Raw genomic sequence first — 18,291 nt, 5'->3', positions numbered from 1 at the left:
GAGCTGGGTTACCTTTCATTTTAGACTTCATTTTCAACAATAGGCCTAGTTATTTCCTGTAAATCAGGTAGTTTGCGGTTACTAGCGAACTGATAAGTGCCGCTCAGATTAATGTTCTGCCATGCAACGGGTGATACTTGTCGAGTTATTGCTGCTTTTTCCTCGTCACCAACTTCTTCAAAGTGCAGTAATAGATGACTTAGGATCATCGAGTTAAAGTAGATAATAGCATTTGCCGTCAAACGGGCACACTCGTTCCAGACGACTATTTCTGATTCGTTTTTTCCACGGAACTGGTCACGATTGACCGATGCAATAGCTCGCCTGAGGAAATGCCAGGCTTCGCCTCGGTTCAGTGCTCGTTGAACATATTGGCGCAGACTTGCATCATCAATATAATCAAGTAAATATTGGGCTTTGATGAGCCTATTATATTCCGTTAATGCTTGTAATATAGGGTGTCTAGATGGATAACCAGATAATTTGCGTACTAGCAATGCCTGTGTTGTGCGTTTTTCTTGAAGGGATAACACAATACGCTGAATATCCTGCCAGCCTTCTTCAATCACATTCATTTTTATCGGCTTTTTCAGCGCCAGATGCGTGTTTCCGTCGTCGCTTTCAGTTACGTTAAATAGGTCATTGATCACACTGGTGAACTGAGCATACCTAGGCGCAAAACTATAACCGCATAAATCCAATAAGGCATAATTAACATGATTAACACCATGGGTGTCGGTTGAGAGGACATCTGGCTTAAGATCACTAGTATTAGATTGTAGTAAGTCGTAAATATAATGGGACTCATGCTCATTAGATCCTATGATACGGGCATTTAACGCACTATGATTGGCAACTAACGTCATGGCCGTAATACCTTTGTTGGTGCCGAAGTATTTCGAGGAGTAGCGAGTTTTAAAAGTCTCAAGGTGAGTTTCAAATTTTTGCCCATCGGTACTGGCGTGCAGGACGTCTTCTTGGATGTGATAGTGGCGGAAAATAGGGAGTGCCGCTACTGCGTTATTGATGATATCACTAGCCTCTTGCAAGGTTTCAGGCCTAATATAATTAGCTTGTATAGTGCTTAGATGCTCATAACTGCGATCAGATATTTGTGCCATCCCATATACGCCGCGATGTGTCGCATTCGCAATTAGAATAGCCAATAAATCATCCTGATTGGCGCCTACTTGTTTTTGTATTGGCAGCACGTGTGCGAAGCATTGCATAAAGTTGGTTTCTTGTTCAACATAACGCAACACATCAGCAATACTGACGGGGATCATTTGTTTAAAGAAAGGGTTGTTGACAAGTGATTGGGAGCCTTTAACTGGCAGTCGCCATCGTGTGCCACTTCGGCTCTTCATGATCACATTGCGGTTATCACCATTATCAATGTGACGAGCAACATCTTCTAGGGATGTTGTTAAGCGTATTTGTTTTACTTGCAGTAGCTTCTGAATCGGCTGCTTTAGCTTTTCCAATGTTGATGATGCCAATAGATCAGGCTGTATTGACGATGCAATTAAGTCGTCTTCTAGCGCACGATATTTAGTGACGTTTGATAAGTAAATTCGACCATTAAGCCGAGAAGCCAGTTGACGGTAAAGCAACCATTCGTATCGCTGTGGATGAACAACATCCTTGTTAATTAACCATGGACGATGTTTTTGTTGGATAAGTGTACTATCCATTGTTTGCAATGTATTACCTGCTAATAGTTCTGTTTTTGTGGTTTTGAGCTGGGTCACTAATGCTTCTGAGCCTTTACCTGCTTGGCATTCAAGACATAGAAACACGGGCCTTAATAACTGCTCAATTAACCCGTTTTGATCATCATAATATTGCCATTGATATTCTTCTACCGTGCGTTTTTGCTTTTTTAAGTACAGGCATAGCGTTTCTATATCTTGGTTATTCATTACACTTAATGCTTGTTGCCTAACCGTTGCAAATGGTTGATTATCGTCGATACTGTCATCAACAAACAGATGCAGTAATTCTGCGGCTTTGGTGACATTGTCTGCAGCTGACCTCCATGAGTCAAACACTGCCTGTTGGGCAAACGCATGCGCAGCTTCTTGTTGTTTACGGATATGATGAATAAACCCATCAGCCAATCGCTCTAGGCTTTGCCGTATGCGTTGAGTCAGAAAACACAGCAACCATAGGTGTTGCTGTGGACGCTTAAAGCGTTTTAGTTTACTGCCATAATAATCCACCATTTCACCGAAGTGTTGTTGGTTTTTAGACGATAAGGCTAAGCCCTTAACAGCATTATCAATCTGTCTTGTATAAGGCTGTAACTGATGATACACCGTCAGTTCTTTTTTTAGCTCTGTCACCATAACGCTTTTTGCACCGGCTCGAAGCTGGCTTAAGGAGAGCCCATCTTTGTCATCGATAATAGTATTTAGAAATCCGTGTAGTTCAGATGAAACATGAATACGAAGCTTATTATTTAACGCCTTCTTGACCTGTTGGATAACACGACTGATAAGCTTTTGTAAGACAGTATATTTAGGGATGGCAATTCTATGCGTTGCTAGATATTCAGCGGCTGCATCGAATAGATAACGAGGCTCAAGCCAAGCTTTGCCGACCATAACAAGATGTTCGTACAGCGGCGCAAAGTGCAGACTTTCGTCCCATTTCTGATAGTTTAATAACCTCAGTATTCTTTGATATATACGGTCACGCTGCATCTTATTAATGCTGAAAGGCCTGATCCCTTTGCCTCCTTGAACTTGCGTTGAAATAAACTGCATATCGTCAAAGATGAGGTTAAAGCTAGGTGAAAGAATCACAGGCTTAGACTTAAAATACCCTAATAACGCAATGAAATAGCATCGGTGGTTCCTTAGGCGAATACTTTTCAACTCTGTTAACTCGATCTCGTTTGGCGTAAAATACAATCGTTGTTGTTCAAGTGATAATAGCGGCGGAGAATATAGATCAAGCTGCTCAGCTTTGGTAAGAATTGATAGTTCGTTTTTTATAGCCATAGGAATTAAATTAAGTTTAAGGGGTTGTTAACCTCATAATTTGCCATACTTTGGAGAAGTAACCCACCTTTGTATGCCTTTAAATATGGTGAGTATGGCGATTTATGTTACTTTAGAGGGGAAAATCCCTAGAACCCCTTAAAGGGTTAATACAAGAACCTTACGGTGACGGTGTATTCGATATATTAAAGAATAACAATGTAAATTTCTTGCCAGGCGAAAGAATAACGGCTGCCGAGAACAGGTGTACTGAAATTCAACAAGAAATGTCGTCTGAAGCAATAAGAAATATATTTTCTCCTGTACCTCCAGTGGCAGCTGGTACAGTTGAACAATCAAGTGAAGAGTCACCAGAATTCTAAGATGGTTTAAAGGAAGTAACCTTATGAAATTTACAGAAGCACAATTAGAAGCAGCCATTATAGAATTACTGGGTGATCAAGGATATCCATACACTTCCGGTGCAGAGCTTTCCGCAACTGATGGCTCTAGACAACCTGAGCAGGTGCTAATTAAAGATGATTTAAGAGCCTATTTAGCTAATCGTTATGCGGCTGATGACATTACCACAGGTGAAATTGATAGCATTATTCTACAGCTTGAAACTCTGCCTGTAGGTGACTTGTATGAAAGCAATAAAACCTTCTGTAAATGGTTAAGTGATGGCTTTTTATTAAAACGTGAATCAGGTAGTAAGCCAGGCGAAGCTTCTAAAAAAGATTTATATATTCAGCTGATTGACTATGACCAAGTAAAGAGGGAAGAAGTAGCGGTTGCTCATGAGTCACATGAAGTTTTACCTATGGTAGCTGAGCCAAGCGTACCTTATGTTGCAACAACACAGCACAACATTTTTAAAATGGTTAATCAGCTAGAGATTGACAGCCCATCAGCAGATAACTCCATGCGTATTCCTGATGGTATTTTATATATCAACGGTTTGCCTGTTGTTGTGTTTGAATTTAAGAGTGCTATTCGTGAAGAACAAGCTTCACTACATGATGCCTATGTTCAATTAACCACACGTTATCGCCGTGATATTCCCCAGTTATTTGTTTTCAATGCATTGTGCGTTATTAGCGATGGTGTAAATAATAAAATGGGCAATGTATTTGCATCATATGATTTTTATTATGCATGGCGCAAAGTTACTGGTGATGAATCAATTGAGCAAGATGGTATTAACGGCTTGCATACTATGTTGCAGGGCTTGTTTGATAAAGAACGTTTGTGTGATGTTATTCGTAACTTTATTTACTTCCCTGATAAATCTAAAGGTGAAGTGAAAATAGTTTGTCGTTACCCGCAATATTACGCAGCTAGGAAGCTCTATGAGAATATTAAAAAAGAACGTAAGTTACCTAATGGTGAAGGAGGCAGTGGTAAAGGCGGAACGTATTTTGGTGCAACGGGCTGTGGTAAAAGTTTTACCATGCAGTTTTTATCTCGCCTATTAATGAAAAGCGTTGAATTTGAAAGCCCGACCATTGTATTAATAACTGATAGAACAGATTTAGACGATCAGTTATCTCAACAATTCTCCAACGCCAAAAGTTATATTGGCGATGATCATATTGTTAGTGTTGAAAGCCGCGACCAATTAAGACAATTACTTAAAGGCCGACAAAGTGGCGGTGTCTTTTTAACGACTATTCATAAATTTACCGAAGACATTGAAGTACTAACAGAGCGTACTAACGTTATTTGTATTTCTGATGAGGCACACCGTAGCCAAGTTAATTTAGACCAAAAGGTTTCAATTACTGATAAAGGCGTAAAACGTACATATGGCTTTGCAAAGTATTTACATGACTCATTACCTAACGCGACCTTTGTTGGCTTTACTGGTACGCCTATTGACGCCACGTTAGACGTATTTGGTAAGGTAATTGATGCTTATACCATGTCTGAGTCGGTTAAAGATGAAATAACGGTGCGTATTGTTTATGAAGGCCGTGCGGCAAAAGTATTACTTAACAATGCCAAGCTTGAAGAAATAGAAGCCTATTACAAGCAATGTGAAGATTCTGGTAGCAATGAACATCAAATAGAAGAAAGCAAGAAAGCGACTTCGAGTATGAATTCGATTTTGGGTGACCCTGATCGCATACGCACGCTTGCGAAAGATTTTGTTGAACACTACGAAGGACGCATCAATGAAGGCTCGACCATAAAAGGTAAAGCCATGTTTGTGAGTAGTTCTCGTGAAATTGCTTATCAGTTTTATCAGGAACTTGAAGAGTTACGCCCACAATGGTTTGAAATACTGGAGTGCGAGAAAGGCTCAACGTTAACTGAGCAAGAGCGTAAGAAAATCAAACCAATGGAGCGTGTCAAAATGGTAATGACACGTGGCAAAGATGATACAGAAGCCTTGTATAACTTACTGGGTACTAAAGAGTATCGTAAAGAGTTAGACCGTCAGTTTAAGAATGATAAATCTAATTTTAAAATCGCTATTGTCGTAGATATGTGGCTTACCGGTTTTGATGTACCGTTTCTTGATACAATTTATATTGATAAACCTCTGCAAAAACATAACCTTATTCAAACCATTTCTCGTGTTAACCGCAAGTTTTCAGGCAAGCATAAGGGTTTAGTGGTTGATTACATCGGTATTAAAACTGCGATGAATAAAGCGTTAGCGCAGTTCTCAAAGTCAGAAGAAACGAATTTTGAAGATATCAATCAGTCGGTTATTGCTGTTAAAGATCATTTAGATTTACTCAATCGTATTTTCCATAAATTCGATTCCTCGCCTTATTTCACTGGCGAGCCAGTGGCACAGTTAAATTGCTTAAATAATGCGGCTGAATTTGTACTATCTGTAGGCAAACTTGAGAAACGCTTTATGGCGTTAGTTAAGCGTTTAAAAGCGGCTTATGATGTTTGTTGTGGCAGCGAGAAGCTATCTCAACAAGAACGTGACTTTATTCATTTCTATCTTGCTGTGCGCTCTATCATCTACAAGTTAACCAAAGGTGAAGCACCTGATACCGCACAAATGAACGCTAAAGTACGAGAAATGATTGCAGAGGCGCTTAAAAGTGATGGTGTCGAGGAAATATTCAAACTTGGCAATGATGATGGTGAGATTGATATTTTCGATGAAGACTATCTTGCCAAAATTGGCAAGATAAAGCTGCCCAACACCAAGATAATGCTGCTACAAAAAATGTTAGCAAAAGCCATTGATGAAATGAAAAAGGTTAATCTTGCTCAGGGAGTAGACTTCACCAAACGCTTTAAGGCTTTAGTTGAGAAGTACAATGAGCGTAAAGAAGAAGATGTACTGGTGAGTGAAGTACTAGAAGATTTCTCTGATGAAATTATCAATATGTTTACCGACCTTAAAACAGAGATGGACTCTAACGATGACTTAGGTATTAGCTTTGAAGAAAAAGCTTTTTACGACATCTTAAAATCGTTGGCTGTTAAGTATGATTTTACCTATCCAGACGATAAGTTGATTGATCTTTCACAAGCGGTGAAAGAAGTTGTTGATGATAAAGCCAAATATACCGACTGGAATAACCGTGATGATATTAAGGCTGAACTAAAAGTAGATTTGATCATGCTGCTCGCCAGGTTTGGCTATCCACCAGTAAGCCGTGATGAAGTGTATAAAGAAATTTTTGCTCAGGCTGAGAATTTTAAGAAGAATAGAAAATGACCGTTAATATTGAAGACTTTGAAGACTTTGAAGGTTTTGATGACGAGGCGCTATTATCTTTTTTGAAGCATGAGTGGCAGATTAATAATGGAAGAAAAATAGAGGTAATTGGGGAAATAAAACGGTTTAGTGGTAAAAATGATAGACCTTTTATTGTTTTGAAAAATGTTCAAAGTTTAGATGGTGAGCATTTAGAGTACCCCGTTTTAGGTTTAGACGATAAAGAAACCCTTGCTCAAAGAGGCTTATATGTTTCTGGTTATTTAGCTAGAAAAGACGACATTAATTTAATGCTAGATAAGTTTAATAAAGCAATAGTTAAAGCTACTTTGGAGTTAGCTTCACCAACGGAAAGGGATAAACATGATAACCCTCTTTTATTAGAAACAAAATACAAAAGCTTTCGGCTTATAGAACGTATTGATAATGATGACGTTGCTCTGGATGATGAAGGGAATGTATTAATTGAAAAAACTATATACAACCAAGTATATCAGTTAAGTAAAATGAAATTAGAGCCTGCGATCTTAGCTGAAATAAACGCAGAAAAAGATAGGATGTCTAGGGATTTAAAAGAAAATCATGAACAAAAAAAGATTGAAATAGAAGCAAGTGTTTTCAAATTAGAAGAAAGCGTAAGTAGTTTGAGTGCCGAAGAAGTGTCGGTCAAAAATAGTTTAAAAATTATTGAAGATAAAGTAATTAACACTGAAAAAAAACTTAAAGAGCAAGGTGAAAACTCTTTAGCTTTGAATAAGGCTATTGAAGAGTCAAAAGCAAAAAAATCTGAGTTAATTCAAGAATTACAAAGTATCAAAGAGCAGTTAGATAAAGACAAGGAAAACCATATGAAGATGCTTGAAAAGTTAAATGCCTTTGTAAAAACTCAGGCAGATACGTTAATGGGATTAGAGTTTATAGATGAGAATGTTTATAACCAAATAATAATGAAGCCCCAAATAGATAACCATAGAGATTCTTTATTAAGCTTTTTGGATGATTTTAAAGGTGATTACAAAGCCGCTACATCCCACATTCAAGCTTATTTATATGGCAAAGATATAATGTACCCTCGGCACATATTAGAAAACTATTTTGCTCTCTTACAGACGAATGATCTAATTGTTTTAGCTGGTGAATCAGGCTCTGGCAAAACTAATCTAGTTAAGTCTTTTGCTGACGCTGTTGGCGGAGTTTCAAAAATTATACCTGTAAAACCTAACTGGACTAGTTCAGAGGATTTACTTGGGTATTACAACCCATTAGAAAAAAAATATTTATCCACTCCATTTTTGGAAGCGTTGCTGGAAGCTTCTCAAAATCCAGATATTCCGTATTTTATTTGTTTAGATGAAATGAATCTTGCTCGTGTTGAGTATTATTTTGCTGATTTCTTGTCCTTGTTAGAAGAAAGAGATGGGATGCCGGAAATACACTTATATGCAGATGACGAGTCTTCACATGTACTGTCAGAGTTTAAGCATGTTCTGGAAATAGTCGATGAAGTAAAGTTAAAATATAAAAAAGGTAACATTATCAACTTCGTTGAACTACTAAAAGATGAAGAAATTAACCTTGAACTAAAAAGGATTTTTGGGTTTAGTGATAAAGATTCGTTGATTAAATATCACTCTGATTTAAGGCGAATGATTAGTGGAGTTATTAATATACCTTCATCTATAGTTTTCCCAAAAAATGTAAGAATTGTCGGAGCCATTAATATTGATGAAACAACACATTACCTCTCACCTAAAATATTAGATAGAGCGCATATAATGAAGTTTGACAGCCCTTTACTATTTGACTGGGCTCAAATTGAAGCTGAAATAAATACAGAGCAAGATGCAAGCAAAGCAATTAAGTTTGATGCTCATGAGTTTGGCACCCGAAACAAATATCCAAAATTTAATGTAAAGAATGAGTTTTGCCTAACACTTGCTGGATTAACTAAGTCTTTTTTTACTCCTATGGGAGTGGAAGTTGGACTTAGAACCATAAGGCAAGGTTTGAATTATCAAGAAAAACTAAGCTTATTCTCTGATGATCCTGATTTATTTATGAATAACTTTTTTATTCAAAAAATACTGCCTAAATTAACGTTTGATGGGAGTAAAATGTTGGGTGATACAGAGTTAAAAGATCTATTGCTTCAACTACAAGCCCAATTATACCCGCATATTATAAAGAACAAAGTCAACTCATCTAAAGGGATAGATGTAGTGGAAGAGTTTGAGATGTTAGTTAGTAAAGCAAAGATTAACGATTGGATTGTTAATTACTGGGCATAGTAAATGGACTTACCTGAAAATATTCTTGAAGCTAAATATGTCCGAATAAAGTGGCAGGATAAAGCATCAGCTTTAAGTATCAAAGAATCCAAGGATTGTATTGAAATTACTCGTGGGCGTAATACTGACTTTGAGCTAGAAGCTACAGCATTTAGCAAAGTTGAACTGGGGATAACAGGCCAACTTGCTTTCAATTTGCTTGATGAAAAAATCAAAGATCCTCTTTACTTTGAGAGAGCTAATGGTGATAAATCACAACTAATTCCAGTAATTGATAATGCAACAAAACGCACTTGGTGGGTCGAAGGTGAAGTATGGTTTAAAGGAAAAAGAGAGAATAAGCGTGAAGATAGACGGTGGGAATCAGAGATATTCAGGAGCGCTGGCAAGGTAAAATTAAGAGTTGGCAAATATAGTTGTTTAATTAAAATTCGTTCGCATAGTTTTACATATGAACAATTACAAAATTATCTACAGGATTTTAAAAATGAACTCTGGTATTTAATCCTTCATGAAACTAGTTACATCTCAGCTCCAGTTAAAGAAAAGAAAGTTAAAATATTAGATGATTCATCACTTGAATACTTTCACCGTTATATTTCATTTGTGGAAAAAATTGTAGATAAACCTAAATCTGAATTGAGAGAAATCCAAGAACTAAAAAGTTTAAGGCAAGTTAAACCTACACCTCGTACTTTCATGGAAATAGCTTCGAGCGGTTTTAAATCACAGCTAACAAGTAGAGCATACAAACCATCGTACAATGTACCTGAAAATCAATATGTCCTATTTACTGTTAATCGTTTATATAACTTATTGTCAAATTTAGGAAAAGTATCTTCGTACGTATCAACATCATTAGATGAAAAAGTAAAAGCACAAGAAGAAAGGTTAGCCAGTTTTAGTGATACGATAAAAATAAACAAACAAGCAGTTGAGTCTGATTATAAAGAACTTAAAAAGGCTGTGTTGTGGGAAAGGCAAATGATTAATAAAGCACTTGCCGAACAACCATTAAACCCATATTCGCCAGACTTAATTGATTTTGATGATAGTTGTGAGTTGACACTGGGTAAACAACTTGAATATTCACAAAGCCTTAGTTTTTTTCACCATTCAGGATTGAAAGTATTAGAACAAGGTGAATACTATCGGATTGAGTTTGATAATATATTTGCTTCTATCTTAAAGCCTTATAATACATATCGATTTAAAGCTAAGGTCTCTTACTTTACTGGAATGAGAAATAACAAAATTGTCCATAACCTTGTATTTCGCATAGTGGAAGGACTTGAGTTAGTAAACTCTAAGACAGAACAAAAGCTTAAAAGCCTAGTGAAACAAGCTAAAAAATTAAAAGAAGATAACTGGATTCGTCCAGTTACTAAAAGTGAAAGAACAGACCAAGAACAAGAGAAAACCGAAATAAAAGCATTGATTGAGTCTGCTAATGACGCCATTACTCGCAACAACAATCTATCTTCTAAATTGTCTCCAACATTAAAACGATTGCGTAATGTTCTTAAGAAATTACAAAATTTAAACATAAAGCAGAATAGCGTTTTTCCTAATTCGATGTCCTTTATTCAAAATCCTAACTATCAAGGTGTTCATAAACTTTATAAAGAAATACAAACTTTGTCAGGTATCGATGAAAATTTATTTAAGGGATTGGAAGAAGCTGAAGAGATAGGAATATTAAATACATCTCTTATTTATGAGAGATGGTGTTTTCTTCAAATAATTAAAGTGTTAATTGATAAATTTCGCTTTTTACCAGAAGAACAATGGAAAAGTAAATTACTTGCACAAATTGTAAATGTTGAGCCGAGTAAAGTGAGAAATGTTCAAATTCAGTTTGAAAATAGTGAAACATATCGTCAAATATCGCTTTGGTATGAAAAAGAATTACCACTTAATAAAGGTAAAAGTACACCAAGGAGAGCTGACTTTGTAATTGATTTAGATAGCAATTTTACTGACAGTAGCCCCAAAAACAAACGTATGGTTTTAGATGCTAAATTTTACGAAAACATAAAGGCTATGGGGGGGATATCTGAAGTTGTAAATGAGTTATACAATGCCAAAAATTATTCAGAGTCTGGGGAAAATAAAGTATTTATTTTACACCCATCTTTAAAGGCTGTACCTGAAATAAAAACACCTCAAGATTGGGCTGTAAATAACTTTATGGGTGAAACTCAGTTATTTAACTGGGATGAATATTTTCCTAATCACCGATACGGTGCTCTATTATTGTCTCCAATACATAGTAAAGGTAAATATCTAGATAGCTTACAAATGGCTCTTGGTATGTTTTTTCAATATGGAATAGAGAGCAATGGGTTAGGCGAAGAGGGCTACAACGACTGGGTAATACATCAGCATGGTGTAAATAAAGAATTCGGTATAAACCCAATGCCAAAAGAGAAGTTGTTTTGTGTTGTATGCGGTAATACTGAGCACGAGGTGCAGATTAAATCAACACCGCGAGGAATAAAATGGATATGCAACTGTACGGATTGTAAGCACCAAACATTTATCAATTATTGTGGTTCTTGCCGAAATAGGCTTTTTAAACATGGCAAACATTGGTCATATCATGCAACACAATCAATGCAACCCTATAACATAAAGTGCCCCAGTTGCGGTGAAATAGCATTAGAGAGAGAATAAATGAAATATACTTTGTACATTGATGAGTCTGGTGATTTCGAATCACAGCGAGGTCAATGGTTGATATCTGGTGTCTTATTTTCTGAGAGCTATAGGGTCTGCGAAAATACTTTTACAACTAAATTTAAGTCAGCTCCGGCTGAATTAAATTTAAAGTCAATAAAGCAGTTCCATCTAACAGAGTTTAGAAAAGAATTTGGCCATGATAAAGCCGTAGGAATGGCTAATCAGTTTTTGAAAAAGCTAAATAACTTACCTTTTGATCATTACTGTTTAGCTGCTATTAATTATTCTAAGCATTCTCTTTCTAGCAGAGAAAAAACATATAGACTAATGCTTTCAGACTTATTAGCACTATGCGATACAGTTTTACCTGAAGGTGAAGTCATTTCTAATCTAGATTTGATTATTGCTACTAGGACTATTGATGGTGAATTACAAACTAGCATTAGCAATGTTAACCAGGACATTATAAATTCATTGCCGTTAGCGCTAGAGGTTGATTTAACTTCTAAGGGTATGGTTGAGTTAATAGGGAAGCACCTTAAAGTTCACATGGATTATGCTAATAACTCCTGGGGACTTGTTACAGCTGACTTTATAGCCAATTTAAATTACCACCACCACCATAAAAATGAAAAAGAGTTATTAGAACAACTGGCTTCTCAAGGTCGATTTTCAAGATTTGAATCTTTTGGTAATTATGAAGAACGTAGAGCTAACATTGCTAAAAGAAATGGGGATTTAATCACTGCTTTATATCGATGGTTAGTTATCCATTCTAAAGAACAGACGACTAGAACTGAAATAGCTATACAGTCAGTGCTTTTTAAAGTATTTAATACGACAGGTACAACTGGGTATCTAATAACATTCGAAGCTGTTATTGAACGTTTATGGAGGAGTTTTAACACGCCAGACCAATATCATAAAGTATTGGCTATTTTAAAGCAGCTTAGCATACAGCTATCAAAATATGATTCTCAGTATAAAATAAGAGATTTTAATAATATTATTTTTAAATTAAGGAACTTGATCCTTATTATAGATAATCACCTTGGAGAAACACAGCACGCCCTTCAAATATCACAATTGCAAAATGAACTAGTTAATAGGCTTGGTTCTAATCCTGATTTTTTCCCAATTATTTTAGATTTTAAAATTTCGGAAATCGAAACTTACATAAATCTGTTAGAGTTTGAGCAAGCATTAAATTTATCAAATAAATTCTCTGAACTAATTTCTAGCTATAACGATATATGGACATTATTACTGGATGATGTTGAACAATCAGAGTTTGATTCATCTAGAGCATGTGTGAAGTCCAAGATGACATCTATTCGTTGTAACATTCTTTGCTTAGAATACGGTGTAAAAAACGATGAGTTGATTAAAGAAATTAGTGAGCTCGAAAATATAATAAGTAATAAAGGAGATATTAGCCGACTTTTTAATTATAAAGTTATGTATTTACTTAAAACAAATCAACCATTAGTTGCTGTAAATAATTATTTAGAAATACTTAAAAATGAAGATGATTGTAAGTTAGGGATCTTCGATATTTTCTGGTTTTTAAGAGCTACAAATGATGCGTTATTAAATGGTTCACTAAAAAATACAAAAGAGTTAATTGTACTTATTGAAGCTCAGATTTCTTTCGTAGATCTTAACTCTGAAGGGCACCCCTTTGATTTGATTTTAAGGGAATTAGCTTTATTTGAATTTCAAAACTCAAATAAGAGTAAAGCATTAAAGTATATTAAACGAAGCTCTAAAGCATGTAATTTAGGAGAGTCCGAAATAGCTAACTGGCTGAGTGATCTAAATAGGCTTCATGAAAATTTCTTCAACGGACTACATGTTGAGGAAAGTAAATATTTTAATGTATTGGCTAACACTTCATTTCTTTGTAAAGTCAGAGGAGATAAAGATTGGTCATCTGTACTTAAAAAGTACAGATTTTATTCACCTTATTAAGCAAATCATCTAGGCTTGCTATAGGTTTTTCAGAGGTTGCTTTGTTAAAGCCTAGTCCATTAAGCGAAAATTTGTCTGCTTTCAAGAACGCTTGTTTAAGTAGGTAAAGTTAATAACAAAAGAGATAAATAATGGCAATTGAACAGGGCATTTGGAAGATCGGAAGTAGGCCTAAAAAGCTTTCTCCAGTAGTTATTGAGAGTGAAAATTTATTAGAGGAACAAATAGTTGCTGATATATCCATTCTTAATTTTGGGTGGATGATTATTGGTCAGCAAGTCAGAACAGCTTTTGATAAATACATTGATTTGCTAGCAATTGACGCAAGCGGAAGCGTAATTATTATTGAGCTAAAAAGGCATAAAACGCCTAGAGATGTTGTGGCTCAAGCTATTGATTATGCTTCATGGGTCGTTGATATTGATGACAGTAAGTTAGTTGATATCTATTTCGAATACAGCCAAAAACGTTCGTTAAACGAACAAAGTTTGGATAGGGCGTTTAAGTCTAAATTTGGTTTAGCTTTTAGTGAAGTTAATTACGATGGATCACATCAAATGGTAATCGTAGCTGCTGAGCTAGATGCTAGTTCAGAACGGATAATTAATTACCTGAATGACAAAGCAAAAATACCAGTAAATGCCGTTTTCTTTAGTGTGTTTGAAGATAATGGGAATAAGTATTTGAGCCGTGCCTGGATGATCCCGCCTGAAGAAACACAAGAACGTGTTATTTCAAAATCATCAAAAGAGCCATGGAACGGAGAATTTTATGTATCGTTTGGTCATGGTAAAGAACGTCATTGGGCTGATGCCAGAAAGTACGGCTATATTAGTGCGGGTCATGGTCGCTGGTATTCAAATACTTTAAACAGTTTAGAAGTTGGCAGCAGAATTTGGGTAAATATCCCAGGTAATGGATATGTTGGTGTAGGATAAGTTATTGGTGATATTTGCCGAGCAGAAAATTATCAGTTTAAAGAGTTTGAAAATAAAACCATTAATGATTTATCTACCGAAGGTAATTATTCATCGTTTGAAAGTTTAGATGATGATAATGCAGAATATTTAATACCAATTAAATGGCATGACACGAAGTCTATAAAATCTGCTTTTAGTGAAACAGGTTTGTTTGGTAATCAAAATTCAGTGTGTAAACCAACAACACCTAAATGGTCTCATACAGTTGAGAGACTAAAGACAGAATTAAAATATACTAATAATTAAAATTAATGTCGTGACGCTACGTGAAATTTACGAAGGAATAGTCGCAAATTTAAATTTCATGCACGTAGCGTTCAGTAAAATAGGATCTTGTTGTTAACTTGCAAACGGTAAATTGTTAGTAAGCCAAAACATTAATTACTTTAACTAATTCAATAAGATGAATTCCCAGAGAAGACTGGAACCGATCCAGTTTTAAATTTGGATTAACACAAAACGGCAGACAGTGAATAGAGTATTCAAAGTACATACCACTATATCCGATACCTTTTAGTATCGGACATAGTAAGGGTGGATACAATAACATGACTAATACATGTGGTTATCTACTTAAACTGACTTTTATAAGGTTTATTCAAGATTTAAGGTTTTCAATAATTTAACTTACGTAACGCTACGTGAATTCTGACAAGTTTTACGTATCTTTGCTGGTAAAATTAACAGAGAAAACTTACATCGTTGAGATTAAGTTTTCCAATTTGTATTTTTGATTTAAATTTACTTAACCTGTCTTTAATGTAAAAAAGTTATTACCAAGAATTGTTCTATGATATTAACTAATAATCATAAAACATTTTCGTCAATTCAATTTTGATTTATTCGGATCACCAAGTGGATTTGTTTAGACATCATCAGTTAAATGGACAAGTTATCAGATGTGAATGATTTATTAATGTAATAAGTATTTAGCGTTAATGATGATGATTAATTGCTTAAAAAATTAAACCCAGGAAAAAGGAAACTTTAATGCAGAATAAAAATGACGTTGAACAACAAAATAAAACCGGCATTGATAACGTGTTATATGGTCCTGAAACGACAAAAGCAATGAGTAATTTTACGATTAGCGATATTAAAATGCCTCGAGCTTTTTTGTGGGCTTTAGGTGAAATAAAATGCGCTTGTGCACAAGCCAATAATGCCTTGGATTTATTGGGCGCAGAGCAAACGGATGCAATTAAACAAGCGGCTAATGCGATTGCTGATGGTTTATATGATGAACAATTTCCCGTTGACGTTTTTCAAACTGGTTCGGGCACCAGTACTAATATGAATGCCAACGAAGTGATAGCCACATTGGTTGAGCTTAATACTAAAGGTAATGTGTCGATTCATCCTAATGATCATGTCAATATGGGACAAAGCTCTAATGATATTATTCCTTCATGTATTCATATCAGCGCAGCTAAACTCATTTCCGATAATTTATTGCCCTCTTTGTTGCACTTACGTGACACGTTAGATAGCAAAGCTAAAAAACATGCTACTACGATAAAAACAGGTAGAACACATTTAATGGATGCCATGCCGCTTAGTTTTGAACAAGAAATTAGCGCTTGGAGTTCGCAAATAAACCATGCTTATCAACAGCTTAATAATGCTTTCCCAAGTTTACTAAAACTGGCAATTGGCGGTACAGCTATCGGCACAGGTGTGAATACACATCCCGAATTTTCGAAGAAAGTTACCGAGTACCTTAGCCAGCAAACACAATTACACTTTCAACCTGCTGATAATTATTTTCATGCTATTAGTGCTCAAGATACTGCAGTACTTGTTAGTGGTATTCTTAAAACAACGGCAATTAGCATCAGTAAAATCAGTAATGATCTTCGTTGGTTAAGTAGCGGCCCAATTAATGGTTTGAATGAAATTCAGTTAGTAGAACTTCAAAAAGGCAGTAGCATTATGCCTGGCAAAGTTAACCCTGTGATCCCAGAGGCTGTTTTAATGGGTTGTACACAAGTTATAGGAAATGATGCAACTATTAGCTTAGCCGGTCATTCTGGTAATTTTCAACTAAACACTATGTTACCTTTGATTGGCCATACCTTAGTACAAAGCATTGAGATTTTAAGTCAGTGCGCACGTTCATTAGCCGATAAAGCCATACGAGATTTTTCTATTAATTATGCCAAGGTTGAAGAAAATCTGGCAAAAAATCCTATATTGGCAACCGCGCTAAATGAATTAATTGGTTATGATAAAAGTGCTGAAATCGCCAAGAAAGCATATGCAGAAAATAGAACCGTATTAGATGTGGCCATTGAAATGACTGAACTGAGTGAGTCAACACTTAAATCACGACTTGATCCATCATTTCTTATCAATAATCGTAAAAGATAAATATCAAAGGGTAAATCATTGTTTTACTGTGAAGTAATGAATCACTTAATCGACTTTGCGTTTTTTACCGCTCTCAGCACGCATTTTATTTTCTGACTGAACATAAATGGTGTCTGTGGTGGCCATACTGGCATGACCTAAATCTTCAGACAGATCTTTTAGTGCCCTACCTCGTTCAATTTCCATACTCGCACCGGTATGCCTTAACCAATGTGTTGTAGCTTCTTTTAGTTTTAGGGCTTTGTTTTCACCTGAAGCTTGTTTCATTTTTAAATAGGCTTGATCGAATATATCTTGAACCAAACGTCTTAAGTGCCGTGATGTCATGCCGCCTTGGCCACGTATTTTTTCAACTAAGACATTATTCTCACCACTTGATGGTAAGCCAGAAAGCCCACGCGATAATCGATACCGTTGTAAAAAGGGTAAAAAGTCTGGAGGTACCGTGGTATCTCTTAGTTTTCGACCTTTGCCATAAATTTTTAACCACCAGTTTTCATCTTCATCTTGCCAAAAGTGTCCCATCACTGGCGACCAATTTGCGCGTTCCGAGAGTTCTGAAACCCTTAAAAATAAGGTTTTTAAAGCCGCGATAACAAACAAATTACGTTCATACACTTCGTCAGCATTAGCAAGTTCAACAGCGGTATCCAGTAAATACTGCCATTGCTCTGAGGTTAACCGTTTTATTTCTTTAACTTGTGCATCATTGATAAAATGTTTACAGTCTTTTTTGGCAATTTGAGCAGGGTTTCCATAGCAAAACTCTTCCCCCATCAAATAATTATAAAAGACAATAATACCGGTAAAGCTAGAAGTTAAGGTTTGTTGAGATGGTCGATATTTCTTTTTATCAATGTCTTTAATTAACTGGCTTTTTGGCGCTTGTATTTTAAAAGGACGCCAAGCTACATTTATTTGAAAATAGGCATTTTGTAACTTAAATCGTTCTTGATTACTCGAACCTATCCAAGCTACAGGAGGCTTCCAGCAAAAATCAGCATAATCTAAAATATCTGATTTTCGGTATTCATCAATCGGTGATTGCTTTATAAGAAAAGCCCACAGAAGAAATTTCTCTACTTCGTTTCTAAAACGATCATAAGTGTGAATTGATTTATTGCGACCAGTATATTCAAGGAACGATTTACCCCATTGCCATAGTGTTAATCGCCATGGTTGGTTTGGATCATTTATAAATTTGGATAACTGTGGATAATCAGAAAAATCCAATTTAATTAATTCATCATAGGTTGGAAATAAAGGAATTAATTGTTGTGAAGCCATGAATTCGCCCAATAAAAGCACTTAGCTAATGTGTT

9 protein-coding genes are annotated in these 18,291 nt (G+C 35.7%); 7 read left to right on the top strand and 2 right to left on the bottom strand.

Annotation, left to right across the window (positions count from 1 at the left end; all coding sequences use genetic code 11):
* Window positions 1-20 precede the first annotated feature (20 nt).
* Entirely contained in the window at window positions 21-3,005 is a 2,985-nt protein-coding gene (locus RM573_RS00160; protein ID WP_008126957.1) for a Tn3-like element ISKox2 family transposase, read from the bottom strand.
* 209 nt (window positions 3,006-3,214) lie between these two features.
* On the opposite strand from RM573_RS00160, the gene RM573_RS00155 reads away from it, so the two are divergent.
* From RM573_RS00155 to RM573_RS00125, 7 genes are all read left to right on the top strand, one after another.
* Window positions 3,215-3,367: a hypothetical protein gene (locus tag RM573_RS00155; RefSeq protein ID WP_311575380.1), complete on the top strand. Its 153-nt coding sequence runs from the start codon at window positions 3,215-3,217 to the stop codon at window positions 3,365-3,367.
* Window positions 3,368-3,390: 23 nt separating this feature from the next.
* Window positions 3,391-6,678 carry a type I restriction endonuclease subunit R gene (locus tag RM573_RS00150; protein ID WP_311575378.1) on the top strand — a complete coding sequence of 1,096 codons (3,288 nt, stop codon included), beginning with the start codon at window positions 3,391-3,393 and terminating at the stop codon, window positions 6,676-6,678.
* Entirely contained in the window at window positions 6,675-8,966 is a 2,292-nt protein-coding gene (locus RM573_RS00145; RefSeq protein WP_311575375.1) for an McrB family protein, read from the top strand. Before RM573_RS00150 ends, RM573_RS00145 begins: the two co-directional genes overlap by 4 nt.
* 3 nt (window positions 8,967-8,969) lie before the next feature.
* Window positions 8,970-11,642 carry a nuclease domain-containing protein gene (locus tag RM573_RS00140; protein WP_311575372.1) on the top strand — a complete coding sequence of 891 codons (2,673 nt, stop codon included), beginning with the start codon at window positions 8,970-8,972 and terminating at the stop codon, window positions 11,640-11,642.
* A complete protein-coding gene (locus RM573_RS00135) occupies window positions 11,643-13,619 on the top strand; it encodes a hypothetical protein (RefSeq protein WP_311575369.1) in 1,977 nt (658 codons plus the stop codon). It abuts the gene before it with no gap.
* Window positions 13,620-13,750: 131 nt separating this feature from the next.
* Entirely contained in the window at window positions 13,751-14,557 is an 807-nt protein-coding gene (locus RM573_RS00130; protein ID WP_311575367.1) for an endonuclease NucS domain-containing protein, read from the top strand.
* Window positions 14,558-15,589: 1,032 nt separating this feature from the next.
* Window positions 15,590-16,969, top strand: coding sequence for a class II fumarate hydratase (locus RM573_RS00125; protein ID WP_311575365.1), 1,380 nt, complete (start codon window positions 15,590-15,592; stop codon window positions 16,967-16,969).
* Window positions 16,970-17,014: 45 nt separating this feature from the next.
* Here the strand turns inward: RM573_RS00125 and RM573_RS00120 are convergent, their stop codons facing one another.
* The gene (locus RM573_RS00120; protein WP_311575363.1) at window positions 17,015-18,256 is read right to left on the bottom strand and encodes a tyrosine-type recombinase/integrase; all 1,242 of its coding nucleotides are present in this window, start codon (window positions 18,254-18,256) and stop codon (window positions 17,015-17,017) included.
* Window positions 18,257-18,291 lie beyond the last annotated feature (35 nt).

Origin of the sequence: Thalassotalea castellviae, assembly GCF_031846185.1 — a bacterium.
Lineage (GTDB): Bacteria > Pseudomonadota > Gammaproteobacteria > Enterobacterales > Alteromonadaceae > Thalassotalea_H > Thalassotalea_H castellviae.
Note: the sequence above shows the minus strand (reverse complement) of the source record. Positions and strands in the feature narration are given on the sequence as shown.

What these genes read in the sequence shown, in the direction of transcription:
- RM573_RS00160 (WP_008126957.1), bottom strand. Translation starts at nt 3,005, where the DNA reads ATGGCTATAAAAAACGAACTATCAATTCTTACCAAAGCTGAGCAGCTT.
- RM573_RS00150 (WP_311575378.1), top strand. Translation starts at nt 3,391, where the DNA reads ATGAAATTTACAGAAGCACAATTAGAAGCAGCCATTATAGAATTACTG.
- RM573_RS00145 (WP_311575375.1), top strand. Translation starts at nt 6,675, where the DNA reads ATGACCGTTAATATTGAAGACTTTGAAGACTTTGAAGGTTTTGATGAC.
- RM573_RS00140 (WP_311575372.1), top strand. Translation starts at nt 8,970, where the DNA reads ATGGACTTACCTGAAAATATTCTTGAAGCTAAATATGTCCGAATAAAG.
- RM573_RS00135 (WP_311575369.1), top strand. Translation starts at nt 11,643, where the DNA reads ATGAAATATACTTTGTACATTGATGAGTCTGGTGATTTCGAATCACAG.
- RM573_RS00130 (WP_311575367.1), top strand. Translation starts at nt 13,751, where the DNA reads ATGGCAATTGAACAGGGCATTTGGAAGATCGGAAGTAGGCCTAAAAAG.
- RM573_RS00125 (WP_311575365.1), top strand. Translation starts at nt 15,590, where the DNA reads ATGCAGAATAAAAATGACGTTGAACAACAAAATAAAACCGGCATTGAT.
- RM573_RS00120 (WP_311575363.1), bottom strand. Translation starts at nt 18,256, where the DNA reads ATGGCTTCACAACAATTAATTCCTTTATTTCCAACCTATGATGAATTA.